Raw genomic sequence first — 19,398 nt, 5'->3', positions numbered from 1 at the left:
GATTGTTCCCTGCGCTGTTTTCTGTATAATTGCCCGAAAATAAGCCGTTTTGGTTAGCATTTATATATTTATAATCACAAACGCCATTGCTGCATGTGAGGCTGTATTGACCGTCCCACAGATAACTTTACAGGTTTACTCAATCAAGGAAACATAATGTCTCTGTCAAAGGAAATCCCAAACTTCCACGAAAGGCTCTATAAGTCCCTGGAAAAGGGCGGCGACAAGACCGCTCTTGTTTATAAGGACAATAATGTATCCTACACTCAGCTGAGAAATGATGTATTCAGCTTCGCTGCAACCATCAGTCAACTGCGTAGTGTGCCTGGAATTAGACTGGGAATCTATGCCCGTCACAGCTATTTTGGCAGTGTTGCTGTTCTGGCTTCAATCTTGAGCAATATCTCCAACGTTCCGCTTAATCCGGAATTTGCTGATCCGCGTAATGGCTTTATCATCAGCCACTCTGAGCTTACTCATATTTTCATTGATGAAGACGCTGCCGAGCGGGCTGTCAGCTCAGTCGTTACTCAGCTGTCCCCTGAAAAGATCAGCTCTCTTTCCTTCCTTGCCCTGGCAGATGGCGTCAAAGCAACAGTTAAAGCACTTGATGAGTTACGCGACACAGCTGTCAGATCAGCCCTGTCTCAAAGTTCTGAAGCAGCAATTTTGCACCAGGCAGCGGACAGCACTGCTCAGGCAACACAGAGCAAATCGGACGAGAGCGTACTGACAGCACAGATACCTGACATCAGTGAGCGCATTGATGCCATGAAGAGCAAGCTCATGGTTTTTGAGCCGCGCCCACTCACAGCTGACGGCATGCCGGAAACCAGCTGGTATCCTGGGGAGGATTTTGATACTGAGGCCATCATGCACTTCATGTTTACCTCAGGATCTACTGGTCAGTCCAAGAGTGTTGCTGTCACCTGGGACAATTACTCAATTTACTTTGACCAGATCATGAGACGCTACCAGCTCAGGGAGACTGACGTCTTCAGCTCACTGTCAGAGTCCACTTTTGACATCAGCCTTCAGGATACTGCCTGCGCTCTGGTATGTGGCGGTACAGTAGTCATACCGGATAAGCGCGATCTTATGCTAATCCATAAGTATGTTGATGATCACAGGATCACAGTGCTGCATACCGGACCTCACATAATCTCATATCTGAGCACTATCCATGTTCTGGAGAAAAAGAAGTTTGAGAGCCTTCGTCTGACAATCTTTGTCGGAGAGGCTCTGTGGATGCATCATCTGAAAATGTTCCACAATACCTTTCCAAACTCAATACTGTTAAACACCTATGGTCCGACCGAGTGCACCGTCATCTTCTGCTACTACGATGTTCCATTTTCACAGCTTGAAAAGGACGACTGTCCGCGCAGCATAGTACCTCTGGGCAGGATGTTCGACAGCGTACAGGTTTATGTAGCCGATGCGCAGGGTAATCCTGTCCCTGATGGAACACCTGGTGAGCTTATCGTGGGTGGCAATCAGATTACTTCAGGTTACTACAACAGCCCTGAACGTAATGCTGCTGCTTTCTTCAGAAAGGATGGTGTTAACTGGTACCGTACAGGCGATCAGGTGGTAGCCGGCACCGAAACCATTACTGAGGACTGCCTGCATGGCAAGGCCGGTGAAACTTTTACCTGCTACCGCTACATTGGCCGTAATGACGACATGATGAAGGTAGGTACCTACCGTGTCTCTTTTTACGAGGTAGAGGAGCAGCTGGGCAAGCTGACTGACAGACCAGTCAAGGTAATGCGCTGCACTGTAAGAAATGGAGAGTTTGATGAGGCCAGAGTCGTTGCAGCTCTTGAGGGCGCAACTGATGAGGAGCTGGCCAGCATCAATGAGGCAATGCGCTCAAAGCTCAGCAAATACATGCAGCCACGACACTTCTTCAGCATTGAAGAGTTCCCGCGCAACGTCAACCGCAAAACAGACCGTCTTGCCCTCAAGAACATGGTCATTGAAAAGGCAAGGAACGAGTACGGCATAAAACTCAACCCATAGCTGTTAAAGACATCACGTCATAACTGCAATGCCCGGCGCTGCCCAGTATATCAGCCATGCATAGAGTACAGGCGCCGGCATGCATGCTGCACTTGGCATGACACTGTGCTGGAACAGTCATACAGCCATAAAGCCCTCTGCCATGCTCTCTTCTGACCTGAGTCCGGTTGTACCCCATTAAATGTTGGGCATCTCAGTCTACTTTATGACTTAACAACAACGTGCACGACTGTACAAGACCTTGCACCGTGTTCTAACAAGATTATGTGTTGTTCTAACGGCTTTGTAGAGCATTATCAGCTTAATATGCCGGCTGCTGGGGAGTTTAAAGTCACTTGCCCGTTGAGCGTTTAAATCTGGATGGCCTGGTCCTGGTCTCAGGCTGGATCTCTTATCAGCTTTTATACGCCAGGATACTCTCTTTACGGGTTTAGTAAGAAAGTTTATACTCGCATTTCAATATCCTGCAACTTTCCAGCAGCTTTGCAGTCAGTGCTGATATTTAAGCTTATACATAGTATCAGTCTGAATGGGGCCCACTGGCCAGGTAGCAATAGTGAAATACAGTCAGATTTTGATAAACAGGGCAAATATCCCACCTTTTAACGGAGCATTTATGCATACCATAGCCTCAGGACAGAGCGTTCCTGAACGCATATATAACAGTTTATCAATGGGGGGGGGTAAACAAAATTGCGCCCTGATTGTTGAAGGAAACAGATACAGCTACACAGAGCTTAGGAAAGCAGTATTCACTTTTGCCTCTTTTGTAAAGCATCTTAATGCCGGGCGGATTGCTCTGTATACCCGTGGTACCTTTGAGACTTATCAGTCTCTGCTGGGTTCACTTCTCAGTGGCATCACAACAGTTCCCCTTAATCCACGTTTTCCTGCCCTTAAAAATGCTTTCATCATCGAGCACTCGGCATGTACCCACGTCTTTATTGACAGTGAATGTGCCGATGACGTGGTAAAGACCGTGCTTGAACACCTGCCAGCAGAGCAAATAAGCAGGCTCACCTTTATTGCGTCTGAGCCAGCTGTCACAGCTGTTAATGGTGCACTGGACCAGCAACTGCAGCTATCAGCCAATGCGGGTGAATCAGCCAAAGCAGCTGAAGCAGCCGACGCGGCTGCAACTGCTGACATGGCTGGTACGTCTGGCAAGGTCAAGTTGTTCAGAGAACGACTGGTGGCTCTGCCTGACTTTAAAGCCGGGGCCGCAGTTGATGTGGACTTTAAAGTTCCTGAGGTCGATGCAGACAATATCATGCATATTCTTTACACCTCAGGCACTACAGGCGAGCCTAAAGGTGTAATGGTAACGCAGGGTAATTACGCTGTTTATCTGACCAGAATTCTTAAGATGTACCAGTTTGGCAGTGACGATGTATTTTCACATTTTGCAGAGATTACCTTTGATATGAGTCTGCAGGATGTGCTCTGCTCCATCATATGCGGTGCAACTCTGGTATGTCCATCTAACAGGGACAGAGCAGCGCCGCACAAGTATATGCTGGACAATGGGATTACGGTTCTTCATACCTCTCCATCAATGATTTCTTACATGCACAGAATAAGGGTCGTTGACAGAATAAAACTGCCATCACTGCGTATGTGTATCCTGATTGGCGAGGCGCTTTGGTTCCATCAGCTGCGTCAGCTTCATAAAATGGCCCCCTCAGCAAGGCTTATCAACACCTACGGACCTACCGAGGCTACTGTTGCTGTAAGCGGCTACGAGGTATTTCCAGCTGATCTCGAAGATGACAGCCTTGAGTACACCATAGTGCCTCTGGGCCGTGCCTTTACTGGCGTCGAACTGCTGGCTGTTGATGAGCATCTTGCACCTGTAGCTGCAGGAGCAGCTGGAGAGCTGCTTATTGGCGGCGATCAGGTAACAGCAGGGTACTGGCACAATGAGGCAAAAAACAGCAATGCTTTTATAGAGCGTAATGGCAGCCGCTGGTACCGTACCGGCGACATAGTCAGGGCCAGCAACGGCACTGTACTCGCTGACTGCCTGCACGGCAGCGCAGGTGAAGGCTTTACCTGCTGGCACTATATTGGACGCAATGACGATATGGTCAAGGTAGGCAGCTATCGCATTTCCCTGTATGAGGTTGATGAAAAGCTGGCCATGCTCACAGAGCACGCAGTAGTGACCGTGTCCTGCAATGAAACTTATGACGGACTTGATTTTACTGTCATGGCCGCTCTTATTGAGGGTGGCACTGATAAGGAGATTGAAAGCATCAAAGACAGAATGGCTCAGGTTCTGCCTGACTATATGAGGCCAAAATTCATGCTCTGTGTGCCAGAGTTTCCGCTCAATACCAATGGCAAGGTAGACCGACGCTCTCTTAAAGATATGCTCATCAGCAACGCACCAGAGAAGTTTGGATTAACTTTAAGACCGTAGCATATTGAGCAAAGGTACCTTTAGGTCTATGGCTCAAAAGTTGATCATTTGCGTTCATGAAGTCACTTCGCCACACCTGTATACTGTCCGTGTGTCGGTCGGTTATGCAATTGAACGCTTTGAAAAATGAATAAGGAAAATTGATGTCTGAAATAGAGTCAGGAAAAAGCATTCCTGAATTCATATATAATGGTTTATCAATGGGGGGGGGGGTAAACGGGATTGTGCCCTTATTGTTAAAGGGAGCAGATACAGCTACACAGAGCTTAGGCAAGCAGTATTCACTTTTGCCTCTTTTGTAAAGCATCTAAATGCCGGGCGGATTGCTCTGTATACCCGTGGTACCTTTGAGACTTATCAGTCTCTGCTGGGCTCACTTCTCAGTGGCATCACAGCAGCTCCCCTTAATCCACGTTTTCCTGCACTCAAGAATGCTTTCATCATCGAGCACTCGGCATGTACTCACGTCTTTATTGACAGTGAATATGCCGGTGACGTGGTAAAGACCGTGCTTGATTATCTGTCTGCAGAGCAAATAAGCAGGCTCACCTTTATTGCGTCTGAGTCAGCAGTCATAGCTGTTAATGAGGCACTGGACCAGCAACTGCAGCTATTAGCCAGTGCTGGTGAATCAGTCAATGAGGGTGAATCAGCCAAAGCAGGCGAAGCAGCCGACGCGGCTGCAACTGCTGACATGGCTGGTACATCTGGCAAGGTCGAGTTGTTCAGAGCACGACTGGTGACTCTGCCTGACTTTAAAGCCGTGGCCGCAGATGATGTGGACTTTAAAGTTCCGGAGGTCGATGCAGACAATATCATGCATATTCTTTACACCTCAGGCACTACAGGCGAGCCTAAAGGTGTAATGGTAACGCAGGGTAATTACGCTGTTTATCTGACCAGAATTCTTAAGATGTACCAGTTTGGCAGTGACGATGTCTTTTCACATTTTGCAGAAATTACTTTTGATATCAGTCTGCAGGATGTGCTCTGCTCCATCATCAGCGGTGCAACTCTGGTCTGTCCATCTGACAGGGACAGAGCAGCGCCTCACAAGTATCTGCTGGACAATGCAATTACGGTTCTTCATGCCTCTCCATCAATGATTTCTTACATGCACAGAATAAGAGTCGTTGACAGAATAAAACTGCCATCACTGCGTATGTGTATCCTGATTGGCGAGGCGCTGTGGTTCCATCAGCTGCGTCAGCTTCATAAAATGGCTCCCTCAGCAAGGCTTATCAACACCTACGGACCTACCGAAGCTACTGTTGCTGTAAGCGGCTACGAGGTATTACCAGCTGATCTCGAAGATGACAGCCTTGAGTACACCATAGTACCTCTGGGCCGTGCGTTTACTGGCGTCGAACTGCTGGCTGTTGATGAGCATCTTGCACCTGTCGCTGCAGGAGCAGCTGGAGAGCTGCTGATTGGCGGCGATCAGGTAACAGCCGGGTACTGGCACAACGAGGCAAAAAACAGTAATGCTTTTATAGAGCGTAATGGCAGCCGCTGGTACCGTACCGGCGACATAGTCAGGGCCAGCACCGGCACTGCAGTCTCTGACTGCCTGCACGGCAGCGCAGGTGAAGGCTTTACCTGCTGGCACTATATTGGACGCAATGACGATATGGTCAAGGTAGGCAGCTACCGCATTTCCCTGTATGAGGTTGATGAAAAGCTGGCCATGCTCACAGAGCACGCAGTAGTGACCGTGTCCTGCAATGAAACTTATGACGGACTTGATGTAACTGTCATGGCCGCACTTATTGAGGGTGGCAGTGATAAGGATATGGAAAGCATCAAAGACAGAATGGCTCAGGTTCTGCCTGACTATATGAGGCCAAAATTCATGCTCTGTGTGCCAGAGTTTCCGCTCAATACCAATGGCAAGGTAGACCGACGCGCTCTTAAAGATATGCTCATCAGCGTCGCACCAGAGAAATTTGGGATAACTTTAAGACCATAGCGGGTTCGTCAAAAGCACCTTTAACATATAGCTTCAGAGCGCCTTGTTTCCCATGCATGCATGCAGTGGCCAGAACATCACCGTATACTTCCCTGCACCTGCTGCACCTGCAGCAGCATCAGCACCTGTATCAGAAACTGTATCAGCAATTGTGCAAGATGTTTTGCATGTACCTGTACTGCATATGTGCCTGCAGTAGCAGTGGATATGCCTGCGTCAATGATTGTGCGACTAAACACTTTACAAAATATCAAGGAGCTTATTTTGGGAGCCATAGCATCAGGAAAAAGCATTCCTGAACGAATTTATAATGGCCTGTTGAACGGTGAGAGCAATAAAGTTGCTCTGGTAGTAAACGGTAACAGATATACTTATAAAGACCTTAAGAACGGTGTTTTCAGTCTGGCTGCAGCTCTTGTAGATATCAAGGCTGGCCGTCTTGGTATCATTGCCCGTGAGTCTTTTGAGACCTACCAGTGTCTGTACGCAGCCTTGATGACCGCCACCGAGTGCGTACCTCTTACCCCAATTCATCCTGCATCCCGTATTGCCTTTATCATTACCCATGCTCAGTGCACCCATGTCTTAATGGACAGTGTAAGCGCCCTTTCAGTAACAGACGCTGCCCTGGAGCATATGACTGATGTGCAGCTGTCAGATATAACCTTTCTTGTCCTGCCAGAAACGGCTGCACTGATAGAGAGTGAACTTGATAACAGAGCACGCAATACTGCCAGCCGCCAAACTCAGTCTTTTCCGGATGGCAGGGATACTGGAGCTGATGATGATTTTAATAGACGGGCAGTTCTGTTCAAATCGCGCCTGAAGCTGCTTGAGCTCAAGGATCTGGGTGATGATGAAGGCGGTGCTGCTGCACTGGTGGGCACCGTGGACTCTGATGACCTGCTGCATGTCATATACACCTCGGGCACAACAGGTAATCCCAAGGGAGTCATGATTACCCATGGCAATTATGCTGCCTACCTTGACAAGCTGCTGAATCTCTTCGAGTTCACCAGTGATGACGTGTTCAGTCATTATGCGGAAATTACCTTTGATACCAGCCTTGCAGACCCTCTTTGCGCAATTATCTGCGGCGGAACACTGGTATGCCCGTCGCAGCGCGACAGAACCGTGCCTCATAAATATATCGCCGATAACGGCATTACTGTAACTCAGGCTACCCCTCCACTTATTGCATACCTCAAGCGCCTGCGCATTATCGACAGGGTCAAAGTAAATTGTCTGCGTCTGGCGGTGTTTGCTGGCGAGCCTCTGTGGTACTCACAGGCAAGACAGTTTCATAAGGTCTTTCCTGATGCCCGTATTGTTAATGCCTATGGCCCTACAGAAGGTACTGTGCATGTAACAGCTTATGAGGCTCTGCCCGATGAAATAGAGCAGGGTCTTGATTATTATGCCGATGTGCCTATGGGACCATGTCTGCCTGGCATTGAGTTCAGGATCGTTGATGAAAATCTTGATGAGGTTGCGGCAGGTCAGCAAGGTGAGCTGCTTATATCAGGCGATCAGGTATCACCTGGTTACTGGCAAGGGCAGAAAAATGGCAGGCAGGCCTTTATTGAGCTCGATGGCCGCCACTGGTATCGCACAGGAGACCTTGTCAAATCATCTGTAAGGTTGCTCGAACATGACTGCTATCATGGAAAGGCAGGAAAAAGAATTGTCTGCTATCACTATCTGGGGCGCAATGATGATACAGTCAAGGTTAGCAGCTTCAGGATTTCACTGCTTGAGGTCGAGGAGAAGATCAGCTTCATAACCGATCATCAGATAAGAGCGATAAAGTGCTGTGAACCTTTCGACGGTGTCGATCATCCGGTAATAGTAGCAGTTATTGAAGGTGCAGACAGCAGTCTTGTCGAATCAGTCAAAAAGCAAATGCCACAGGTACTTCCGGGGTATATGTGGCCTCGTTATATGACCTTCCTGCCTGCTTTTCCTCTGAACACCAGTGGCAAGGTCGACCGCAGAGCGATTAAGGAAATCATTCTGGAGAAAGCTCCTGAGATTTTCGGACTTAAGCTCCATCCATAAGGCCCCACAGGCGCTGCGGTCAGCTGACCGGTGCAGAGCCCATAAGGTCCCACAGGCGCATCGGTCAATGGACCGGAGCAGAGCCCATAAGGCCCCGCAGGCGCTGCGGTCAGCTGACCGTATTGGCGGTACATACGAACAGGCCCCGGCATCAAGCCAGGGCCTGTTCGTCATTTCAGCCTTTTGAATTTGTCATGCAGCCCAGGAACACCTGGGTTTTGAGCAGGAACATGGGGTCCGAAACCGTATGGCACCGCCACCTTGCGAATACTCAGGCTGTGCAGCCGCTGTCTGCTGCCAGGCTCGGGCTCTAATGGTATAGGACAGGCTGGCGGAGCAGATCAAGGTGGTTATATTGCCGGGCCATTGTGGGAAATGATGCAGTTGAAAGGCTGATCAGGCTGATATCCTACACTGGTATATATTCTTTTGAGTGCGCCGGTTCTGGTCAGATGACATAGAGTGATGCGATTCCAGCCCCTCATGCGGCCAAAAGCAATGTTTTTAGCGGTCATCTGCATGGCAAGTCCACGGTTTTTAGAGCATGGATTGCGTACAAAGAAGTCGATGAAGCCACGGTCTGTCAGGCATTTGAACACAGTGACAAACTCGATATTACCCTCGTCGTCACGAAGCACCTGTACCATACCCTGTTCAATGCGCTGTCTTATGACTTCTTTATTGAAGTTGTTATACAGATAGTGGCTGGCAAAGGCCTTATCATTTATTGAGTAAATCTCAGAGAGCTCATCTTCTGTCGCAAAGTCACACGGCTCCAGCCCGTACTGGGCAAGGAAATTGGCATCTCCCATCTTGTCGGACCATGAGCGCTCGTCGTTGACGGCTGTATCAGCCTGAGATGCAGTGCTTGACAGGGCTGTATCAGCCAGGGGCGCAGTAATTGATGGGGCTGCATCTGATGCCGGGTCACTGGCTGGTACTGGCAGAGTAACACCGTCGAAGTGGACATTCTGGTCCATAACACCGGCAAAGCACCTGTTGAATAAACTTTCCTGACAGTGCCATGTACCATAATGCATTATAAAGCATGTAGCGGGGTCAAAAAGTTCAGCAGGCATGGATGGAAGGTAGATGCTTAAAGCGACTCCGTGCAGGTCCTCTCCATCAGGAACCTTATAGCCTGACTCATTCCATAATGAAAGAGAGTCTCCAAGAAGTTTACGGGCTTCAACTGGGGTGAGTGCGTATATACGGCCACTGCCCTGGGCATCAGAATCAGATGCTGCCTCATTTCCCATCGTACCGGGAACGTGACAGGCACTGCCTTTTAGTAACTCACAACCGACACTGGTACAGATACGTAACAGTACAGACAGTCGGAGCATGCTGTCATCTACAAGCTTGCCCGCGCTGTCCCATACCTTCATGAACTTGTCTGATGCTGCGGCATTGTCAATGCTCAGATCGCCGATGCTTTTTCCGGCTGGGGCCAGAGGCTTTACTGTATAAATTAGCTTATTGAGAGCAGAGCGGCAATCATATTCAGGATGGAGCATGAGACGGTGCTTCTGATCTGAATAGAGAACCTTCAAATCAGGTGAGCGGCTTAATTCCATATGGATATTGTTGCTGAACATATGATGTACCTTTTGGGTCCTAAGCGCTGTGTGATGGCAGGAGCGGAAATATGATAAGAAGGTCTGTTTTGATGTCAGTAAAGTGGGATGTCTGAGTTATCATGGACTGGGAACACAGTAATCTATAAGCATGAATGTATTCAGCATGGACACTGACTGGTACAGTCCTTCAGGCAGTGGCAGGCATTATCAAGAGGCAGGGTGATCTGAACACCGCACATTGCTGACCTGCGGGCAAAGAAAGTCGGTTGAGAAATTTCAAAACTGACAAATATCTTTTTGCATGTGAGCATACTGCCTGAGGTCGGCTCATACGTATCCAGAGGATACTGCCTGAGGTCGGCTTATGCATATCCAGAGGATACTGCCTGAGCCCGGCTCATGCAGATCAAGAGAATACTGCCTGAGGCTGGCTCAGGCAGGTCCATAGCATGCTTGAACTTCAATCAGACCATGAGGTTTTACTCATCGATCTCAGCCTTAACCAGGTTGTAGAAATCAATCAGGGTGCCACACTCCATGATATCCATAATATCAAGGGCTGCACCACGTGATTCAAGCTCCGACATCATGCTGATACAGGCAACGGAATTGAAGTTGTCTTCTTCTACGAAGTTGAGGTTGTCATCACCCTTAATACCGCATATCTGCTCAAACAGCTCATAAAACTCTTCTTTTGTCATAGCTTAATCAGCATGCCAGGCAAGCGTGAGCCCAGGCATTACTTCTCCTTAAATATGTAAATATAAATCTTTTAGTCTGCAAAAATTAACACATATGCCGGTCAGACTTGCCGGACATACCTGCCAGTTTTTCCTTTACAGGTTGTCCTTGCATACTTATTGAGCTCAGGATGGAGCTGTTGATACAGCTCAAAGGCCTCCACCAGGATGTGGATTTAGCTGAGATGCATCTTTAGTCCAGGAATTTGCTTGCCTTGATGGGACTGGCCTGTCGGCAAGTGGACATTGTGGACGCATGGCAATGCAGGGGTATTCAGGTTATCATAAAACAGACTTTATTCCAGAGAGCAGTGGACAAAGTGTTACATAGACAGGCATTCACCATGATTGTGCAGCTGGCTCCTGGTCTGTCATTTTAACCCGCGCTGTTCTGCCTGTGTTACCTTAAAGACAGTAATATCTCGTACAGCACATAAAGTCATGGTACGACCTGGAATGAGACAGGAACAAACAGCATGGTTATCCGGGCTTTATCCTCATTGAATATAAGCCCGAGCCGGAGATCATATGCATAAGATCAGTGAAAGTAAGCCTGCCCGCTGGAGCAGAGACGAATTGATTGAAGTTCTGCGCAACAATGGCCTTAAAGAGGGCCAGACAGTAGCAATGTTCAGCTCTGTGGGTGAATTTGGCATGCCTGATCTCAAAGGTCAGCATCTGAGCCAGTTTTATCTTGATGCCCTTTTCTCCATCCTTGGAGAAACAGGTGTACTGGCCATGAGTGCTTTTACTTACAGCTTCTGCAGCGGTAAGGATTTTGATCCATGGAAAGATCGCAGTACAGTTAATGTCATTGCCAATTACTGTATTGATGAGGGCATAGGCGTACGTACTGTAGATCCGATATTTTCCTGGGTAGTGGTTACCATGCATGACCTGCGTCTGCACCAGCAGCATCGCCTTGCTGCAGATGCAAAGGCTCAGGCTGAGGGCCGTAAATACCGCCCTTTTGCTCCCTACCACTGTCTTGGACATGATCTCGAGCAAGAACAGTGTGAGGTGTCACAGTCAGCTTCGTGCCATGCCATTACGGCTGATGTTGCCGCTGCACCAGCACAGTCTGAGTACTACAATATCAGGCAAATACGGACAACCAATGACACCTTGCGTTATTCCGCCCCGTCCATAGTGTCATATCTGCTTGAGCGTAATGCCCGTTATCTGATGCTCGGCAGTATTCATTACATTACCTTCGTGCACTATCTGGAGCATGAGCTGCGCAGTTCCCAGCGTATGTTCAAGCAGTTCACGGGTAAGGTAATGACCAGAGCCGGGGGCAGCTGGGAACACGATGGTGCAGATTTCAGCTGTTTCTACTTTGTGCGTCAGCTGTGCACAAATACCGAAGTTAACATGGGGCGCTTCTTTCTGGCTATCTGTAAATGGCCTCATATCTGGCCACAGGATGATGTCAACGTGCGTCCGCGCTTTGCAGGACGATTCCTGTGCCTTGGCCCTCTGAAGTACATGCTTGACTGTATGCGCCGCGAGTTTGCAGCCAATGAGCTGTGGTACTGCAACGGTCCTGCTCTGACCCAGGCGCAGATTGCTGATATGGAAAGCAGTCCATGGACCTTTGACAACCTGGAAATCACCACATGGCAGGTGATTGATCTCAGTGACAAGAGGTCGGCTGCTGACTGACAGAGCAGCTCCATGAAAGGTGTGCAACTCAGTCAAATGCACTCTCATTTGAATGTATAACAGTTAGCCTGTCTGACAAGCTCTGGCACAGTGGATCCCTGCAACTGAAGCCTGGTATGGGAGGGGCTGCGCAGGTTCGTGCAGTTATAACCTCTAAGTCGGAAAGTTGTGCGGGCTTTTATTCCGGTAACCTGCATGGTTTGTGATTGTTTTGAAGTCACAGCTGCGCGGCTCATCATACAGTTTCACTGTCGAAAATGCTTTTCCATGGTGCCGGTTTTACTGTACATCTCTAAAATTAACACTGGTAACCTGGATATCTGTAACATGACTGTTGATAGCACTGTATAATCGTGGCTCACAGCCCATCCTTTACGCCATGTTGTCTGGTGTGCTTTTTGAAAGCCATGCAGCCACTGGTGTCGACATCATTGGGCAGACCAGGGATCATTCCAGCTGCATCTGAACCAGTTTGACGGGGTGCTGCAGCAGGATATGGGGGTTACAGGGCGATATTCTGCGTATAGCAGGCTCTTCTTTTAACCATGGCGGGAACCGCCGCTATCAGTCACCGGAATTTTAGTTAAATTTACTGTGGAGTACGGACATGTCCTCAGCTGCTGAACATCTCAGCCTCAATCAAAGGCTTTTTCTTGCCCTGAATGATGGCGGTGCCAGGACAGCTCTTATTGCCAATGATGAGCAGTTCAGTTACGACCAGCTGCGCAGCCATGTCTATGCAGCCGCCAGTGATTTAAGCAGCTTTAAGCCACAAAGACTGGCCATTATGACCAGCCGTGCTCCTGAAACCTACTTCATTATCCTGGCATCCATATTAAGCAGCACCTGCTATGTGCCAATAAGCTCCGTACACCCTGAGCCTAAGAACGCTTTCATCATCGACCACTGCCAGTGCTCCCACCTGTATATCGACAGTCACGGCTGCGACTATGCCTGTGACCTTATCATCAATCATCTCAGTGATCTGCAGATAGAGCGCATTACTTTCCTCGTGTCACCTGCCGGTATGCAGATGATTAAGTCCAGGGTGGATCAGGTCATTGAGAATGAAGGTCTGGACGACGCTGTAAAGGCCAGAGCAGCTGCATTCCTTGCCAGTCTTAAAGTCATAGCAGCTGATCCGCAGAATTTTAATGTTGAGAGCTTCAGACCATATGAATGTGATGGCTCTGAGGTCATGCACATACTGTATACCTCCGGCACCACTGGTCAGCCCAAGGGTGTAATGGTCCTCAGGTCTAATTACGAAGCCTATTTCGCTTCCACAATGGACTTTTACGACTTCAGGGAAAGTGATGTATTCAGCCACTTTGCTGAGCTGACCTTTGATATCAGTCTTCAGGATGTGGTCTGCGCGCTGTGCAGCAGAGCCTCGGTAGTGTGTCCTTCCAAGACAGATATCATGGTGCCAGTGCGCTACTTTGAAAAGTATGGCATTACAGTTGTTCACAATACCCCTTCCATGATTCAGTACATGGAACGTACTGGCATGCTCTCAAGGGTCAAGACTCCAACAGTTCGTATTGCCATTTTCGCCGGTGAGGCCCTCTGGTACCGTCAGGTATCGGCCTGGCATCAGGCTTTCCCTCAATGTCGCATTTTCAATGCCTTTGGCCCTACTGAGGCTGCGGTCATTGTATGTGTGCATGAGGTAAGCGCAGCGGAAATAAGCCGTCATGAGCATGACAACAGCATTGTGCCTCTGGGCCACAGCTTTGACACTGTTACTCTCAAAGTTGTGGATGAAAGTGGTCGGGAGGTACCTGAAGGTACAACAGGTGAACTTCTCATTGGTGGTCCTCAGGTAACAGCCGGATACTTCAGAAATGAGCAGCGTACTGCAGAGGCATTTTCCGAGAGTGACGGCATGCGCTGGTTCCATACAGGCGATCAGGTAACTGCATTTACCCATAATGCCCTTGAGAACACAGCAATGTGCGCTGCAGGTGAGAGCTTTACCAGTCACCATTACCTGGGTCGCAGCGGCGATATGGCCAAGATCAAGGGATTTCGCATTTCAATGTACGAGGTTGAAGAGGAATTCAGTCATCTGACCTCACTGCAGTCCGTGGCAATGAAATGCAGTATTGAAAATGACGGCTTCAGCGAAGCGGTACTGGTAGTTGCCATTGCCGGTGCTGACGAGCATGAACTCAGTCACCTGCGCAGTGAGGTCAAGAACTCCATGAGCATTTACATGCGTCCGGATTACATCATTGCTGTGGACGGCTTCCCGCTTAATGCCAATGGCAAGACTGACCGCAAGGCACTCAAAGCAATGGTTATCAACCAGGCTCCACACAGTCTCAATGTACAGTTGCTCGACTAACCAAAAAACGCGTTAACGCCATAAACCCGTCAGCACAGGCCCGTCTAAGCCGAACCAGACCAGCCTGTCCAGTAGTATCAGGCAGGTCTGGCAGTCTTTTCATCAGCACAGGCCCACCTAAGCCGAACCAGACCAGCCTGTCCTGTAATATCAGGCAGATCTGCCAGTCATTTCATCAGCACAAGCCCGTCCCCACCACATCAGATCTGCCTGTCCAGTAGTATCAGGCGGGTCTGCCAGTCATTTCATCAGCACGAATCGATAAGGTTTTCACTGAACAGTACCGTTAAACTCCCTGTATAATCATGTTGTTGAGAGACTTCAGATATGCTTTGTAAGAGCATGACTGCTGTCTTATACAGATTTCTATTTGAGCACGGCAAGGGAGGAATGTATGACTTATCAGTCAGCTGGCCATATGGTACCTGAGCGTATTTTTAAAGCCCTTATGGAGGGGCCTGAGAAAACAGCTCTGCGCGTGGATGGCGAGGACTACAGCTATAGCCAGCTGCGTGAGGCCGTATTTGCCTTTGCCCGTGATTTGCGTCAGCGCCGACCATATCGCGTTGGTCTGCTCACCCATCGTTCCTTTGAAACCTACCAGAGCCTGCTTGGCTCACTTCTGAGCGGCATAACCTGCGTTCCTCTTAATCCTCTTTTCCCTGTGGAAAAGACGGCCTTTATCATCACACATGCCCAGTGCAGTCATGTATTTATCGACGGTGGGTGCCTTGACTGCGCCATTAGCATGGTTGAGCACCTCGAGCCTGCGCTGCTGGACTGTCTTACCTTCATAGTTTCTGCCAATACATCCGATCAGGCACAATCCATGGTTCAGGCCCTGCTTGACAGCAACGACTGCCCTCCGGCAAAAGCTGCTGCTCTGCGCAGCATGCTGGCGCACATGGGTGTCAGCCCGGTACTGCAAAGTTCAGCGGCGTCACGTGCAGAAATGGCTACCTCACTTTCGCCTTCCCATGCATCAGCTGAGCTCAATGCAGTCAGCAGCAGTGAGGGTGAGTGCGAGGTCGTCTTGCCTGCCCAGGTGCAGCCTGATGACATCATGCATATTCTTTATACCTCCGGCACTACCGGCCAGCCTAAAGGTGTGATGGTGTCCCATGGCAACTATGCAGCTTATCTCAACAGTATCTTGGAGCTCTACCAGTACAACAGCTCAGATGTCTTTTCCCATTTTGCTGAAATCACCTTTGATATCAGTCTGCAGGACCCACTGTCAGCTCTGATAAGTGGCGGTACAGTGGTCTGCCCATCTGCCAGAGACTTGATGATGCCGCACCGTTATCTGCAGAGCAATGGGATTACTGTGGTGCATACTGTGCCTTCTCTTGTTTCTTACATGCAAAAGACCAAAGTGCTGGATAAAGTCTGCATTGACAGTGTGCGTATTACCCTCTTTCTGGGAGAGGCTCTGTGGTATCACCAGGCCCGCATGTACCATAAGGCATTCCCTTACTCTCGCCTGATAAATACCTATGGACCTACCGAGACTACGGTAGCAGTCAGCTATTATGAGGTTACTTTTGCAGAGCTGAATGACCCTGCAACTGAGCATGCCATAGTTCCACTGGGTCGTGCTCTGCCAGGAGTAGAGCTGGCAGCAGCTGATGCACAGGGCCATTTCCTGCCTGATGGAGTTCAGGGCGAGCTTCTTATCGGTGGTGAACAGGTCACTCCTGGTTACTGGAATAATAAAGAGAAGAACGAGCAGGCCTTTATCAGCATTGAGGGACGCAGATGGTATCGTACCGGCGATCTGGTCTCCATGTTTACTGCAAAGGCTAAACCGGGCTCTCTGCAGGCTCAGGGCGTGGAAACTTTCAGTACCTTCCACTACATAGGCAGAAATGACGATATGGTAAAGATATCCGGTTACCGTATCTCCTTTTATGAGGTAGAGGAAGGGCTGGGGAAACTTACCGATCGCCCGGTAAGAACCATGAAGTGCACTGAGCTTATGGCAGGTGTTGATACCGATATCCTGGTAGCTGTCATTGAGGGCGCCGACGCCGATGAGGTTGCGCGAATTTCCAGGCAAAGTCATGATGTGCTGGCAACATATATGGTTCCTAAATATGTAGTTTCTGCGCCGTCTTTCCCTTTGAACTCAAATGGCAAGGTTGACCGGCGTGCCCTTAAGGAGATGGTGATAAATCAGGCCTCTGAGCTTATCGGTAAAGAACTTAAGGGATAACAGGCAGGATGCAGGGCCTGCATCTGCATGTGTTTGGCGGTACGTAAATTGCTGTGCCTTTATCAGCTTTTTCCTTGTCGCAATTTTGATACGAGCGTCATGCGATAAGCATTTTGGTCGTTATTTCAACTTGCTGCTTCCTTAAGATCAGGATTGGCAATCATGACCAGACGGTTCTAACTGAGAAGTGCCATACAATCATTGACAGATTTAACACAGTCAATGAATTTATAATAACAGCAACATGTGCAAGGCTGTTATAAGCATAGCGTATAGGCCGCCGTCCCTGGTCTGATGTTAAATACGCTCTTTCCTGAAACACAGGCGTTATTATGTCCATTCCAGATACCTTAGATTTCCAGGCTCTTTACGATGAGCTGCTGATGATTCCCCGCTCTATCACTGGCGAAGGTTACCTCAAATCACTGGAAATCCTGTCACGCTACATTCCTTTTGAGCTTGAGTATTACCCAAGCGGCAGCAAAGCACTTGACTGGACTGTGCCTCCTGAGTGGCATCTTGAGCGTGCCCAGCTTAAAGACCTCAAGGGCAATGTCATTCTTGACACAGAGGTAAATCCCCTTCATGTTCTCAACTACTCCACAGGTTTTCAGGGCACAGTTTCCCGTGAGGAACTTGAGGAGCATCTGTATACTGACAGCCGCGATCCAGACCAGATTCCTTATGTGACCTCATATTACAAGGAACGCTGGGGCTTTTGTCTTTCTGAGAACATGAAAGCAAAGCTCACTGATCCATCTTACGAGGTAGATATCAAAGCTTCCTTAAACCAGCAGGGAAACGTGGTTATTGGCATATGTGATCTGCCTGGTCGAACCGACCGTATTGTTCAGATAACATCCTATATGTGCCATCCTAATATGTTTAACAATGAGCTTTCAGGCCCATTAACCCTGCTGTGGATGTATCTGCTTCTGGCCTCACTTCCTGAGGAGTCCCGTCTTTATACCTACCGTTTTATCATTAACCCGGAGACTATCGGCTCCATATGCTATCTGTCACGTCATGCTGATGAGCTCAGGGAAAAGCTCGAATATGGTATGACTGTGAACTGTACTGGAAGCTTTTATGCCAATGAGTATGTAAATAATTATGGCCGTATCAGGCCTGTTGATCTTTCACTGCTCAAGGAGCATCTTGATTCCAGCAACACATCATCCTCTGGTTCAGCCTTAAGTTCTGCGGCCACTGTTATCTCAGGGGCAAGGCAGATATCCCCTGTACAGGACAGCTGTCCAAATGACTCTGATGCCCTGAGCTGCTTCCATCACCTGCTTACCGAGATGGAATCATGCTATGAACAGAACTTCCTTAAGGCGCCGCTGACCTTCAAAATGACCCGTCAAAGCATGGTTGATGAGATTCATCACATGCTTGCTTCACAAAATGAAAAAGGAACTGTCTCTCATAAGTCTGACTGCACAGACATAAGCGAAGATCCTTGTACTAATTTAAACACGGAAAGTGACCTTTCCTATGCCTTAAGCATGCTCTCAGAAAATGAGCTGAAAGATAAATACATTAAGCGTGGCGCGGTGTATGACGGCCTGAGCAATGAGCACAGGATCACGCTGATGCGCTGGGCTGTTTACCACAGCATGAACAGCTTAAGCGTACTCAGAACAGACTGTGCACTGAGGAAGCATAAAGACCATAACTGTGTGCTTACTACACCTGTGGATCGTATCATTTCCCTGCTTGAGCAGACCAGTGGTGACGATATAGCAGGCTATATTTTCCAGCCATATGGCGGTGCAGACGAGCGTCAGTATGGATCAGCACTGCTGCAACTTCCTGTCGTTAACGCTTTCCGCTGCCTCTACAGCTGTTATGGAGAGTATCACTCATCACATGACAATCAGAGCCTGTTCTCGCTCGACAGTCTGATGGACAGTGCCATTCAGCTGGTTAAATTCACCAGATTTTATGAGCGCCGCAATGAAAAGGTAGTAGCTGTCATCGAAGGCGAGCCGCAGCTGGGCAGCCGTGGCCTCTACCCTACCATTAACTGTTACGGCAGCTATACCTCCATCAGGAAAAGCAGCATATATTCAGTGGCCAATATCGTGCACGTACTTAACCTGGCTGATGGCTCGTTCACTGTAGAGCAGCTTGCCAGAATCATTCAAATCCATGCCTTTGACCTCCTCGATCTCATAGACCATCTGTGCAGCAAAAAGGTCCTTGCAAAGCTCTGAACAGCAGATCATACCCGATAGCATAATGGTCATACACACACACGGCCATAATGCTTTACAAAACGTTTTGCCATCCGCCACGTCGAATCGCATTTCCAGGGACACACCCTCATCCTGGGCAGCTGCCACGATGAGGCCCATTTCCAGCGCCCCAT

11 protein-coding genes are annotated in these 19,398 nt (G+C 48.8%); 9 read left to right on the top strand and 2 right to left on the bottom strand.

What is annotated here, in order from left to right:
* Positions 1-156 precede the first annotated feature (156 nt).
* The 5 genes from MXE41_RS06065 to MXE41_RS06045 all read left to right on the top strand — a co-directional run bounded on the left by MXE41_RS06065 (position 157) and on the right by MXE41_RS06045 (position 8,474).
* Positions 157-2,025, top strand: a complete 1,869-nt coding sequence (locus MXE41_RS06065) for an AMP-binding protein (RefSeq protein WP_247099807.1) — start codon at positions 157-159, stop codon at positions 2,023-2,025.
* A gap of 673 nt (positions 2,026-2,698) precedes the next feature.
* Positions 2,699-4,447, top strand: coding sequence for an AMP-binding protein (locus tag MXE41_RS06060; protein WP_247099804.1), 1,749 nt, complete (start codon positions 2,699-2,701; stop codon positions 4,445-4,447).
* 143 nt (positions 4,448-4,590) lie between these two features.
* The gene (locus tag MXE41_RS06055; RefSeq protein WP_247099802.1) at positions 4,591-4,749 is read left to right on the top strand and encodes a hypothetical protein; all 159 of its coding nucleotides are present in this window, start codon (positions 4,591-4,593) and stop codon (positions 4,747-4,749) included.
* Positions 4,680-6,416, top strand: a complete 1,737-nt coding sequence (locus MXE41_RS06050; RefSeq protein WP_247099825.1) for an AMP-binding protein — start codon at positions 4,680-4,682, stop codon at positions 6,414-6,416. Before MXE41_RS06055 ends, MXE41_RS06050 begins: the two co-directional genes overlap by 70 nt.
* Positions 6,417-6,635: 219 nt before the next feature.
* Complete coding sequence (locus MXE41_RS06045) at positions 6,636-8,474, top strand: AMP-binding protein (RefSeq protein ID WP_247099800.1); 1,839 nt, start codon at positions 6,636-6,638, stop codon at positions 8,472-8,474.
* A 350-nt stretch (positions 8,475-8,824) separates the two neighbouring features.
* Here the strand turns inward: MXE41_RS06045 and MXE41_RS06040 are convergent, their stop codons facing one another.
* Both MXE41_RS06040 and MXE41_RS06035 read right to left on the bottom strand, forming a co-directional pair.
* On the bottom strand, positions 8,825-10,072 hold the full coding sequence (locus MXE41_RS06040; RefSeq protein WP_247099798.1) for a hypothetical protein: 1,248 nt from the start codon (positions 10,070-10,072) through the stop codon (positions 8,825-8,827).
* 461 nt (positions 10,073-10,533) lie between these two features.
* Positions 10,534-10,755, bottom strand: coding sequence for a phosphopantetheine-binding protein (locus MXE41_RS06035; protein WP_247099795.1), 222 nt, complete (start codon positions 10,753-10,755; stop codon positions 10,534-10,536).
* Between the two features lie 567 nt (positions 10,756-11,322).
* Between MXE41_RS06035 and MXE41_RS06030 the strand changes: the two genes are divergently transcribed.
* From MXE41_RS06030 to MXE41_RS06015, 4 genes are all read left to right on the top strand, one after another.
* Positions 11,323-12,459: a hypothetical protein gene (locus MXE41_RS06030; protein WP_247099793.1), complete on the top strand. Its 1,137-nt coding sequence runs from the start codon at positions 11,323-11,325 to the stop codon at positions 12,457-12,459.
* A 607-nt stretch (positions 12,460-13,066) separates the two neighbouring features.
* A complete protein-coding gene (locus MXE41_RS06025) occupies positions 13,067-14,809 on the top strand; it encodes an AMP-binding protein (protein ID WP_247099792.1) in 1,743 nt (580 codons plus the stop codon).
* 394 nt (positions 14,810-15,203) lie between these two features.
* Positions 15,204-17,024, top strand: a complete 1,821-nt coding sequence (locus MXE41_RS06020; protein ID WP_247099790.1) for an AMP-binding protein — start codon at positions 15,204-15,206, stop codon at positions 17,022-17,024.
* A gap of 332 nt (positions 17,025-17,356) precedes the next feature.
* On the top strand, positions 17,357-19,243 hold the full coding sequence (locus MXE41_RS06015; protein WP_247099788.1) for a DUF4910 domain-containing protein: 1,887 nt from the start codon (positions 17,357-17,359) through the stop codon (positions 19,241-19,243).
* Positions 19,244-19,398: the final 155 nt, after the last annotated feature.

It is taken from the genome of Anaerobiospirillum sp. NML120449, from assembly GCF_023051105.1.
In the GTDB taxonomy this organism is placed as follows: Bacteria; Pseudomonadota; Gammaproteobacteria; order Enterobacterales; family Succinivibrionaceae; genus Anaerobiospirillum.
Note: the sequence above shows the minus strand (reverse complement) of the source record. Positions and strands in the feature narration are given on the sequence as shown.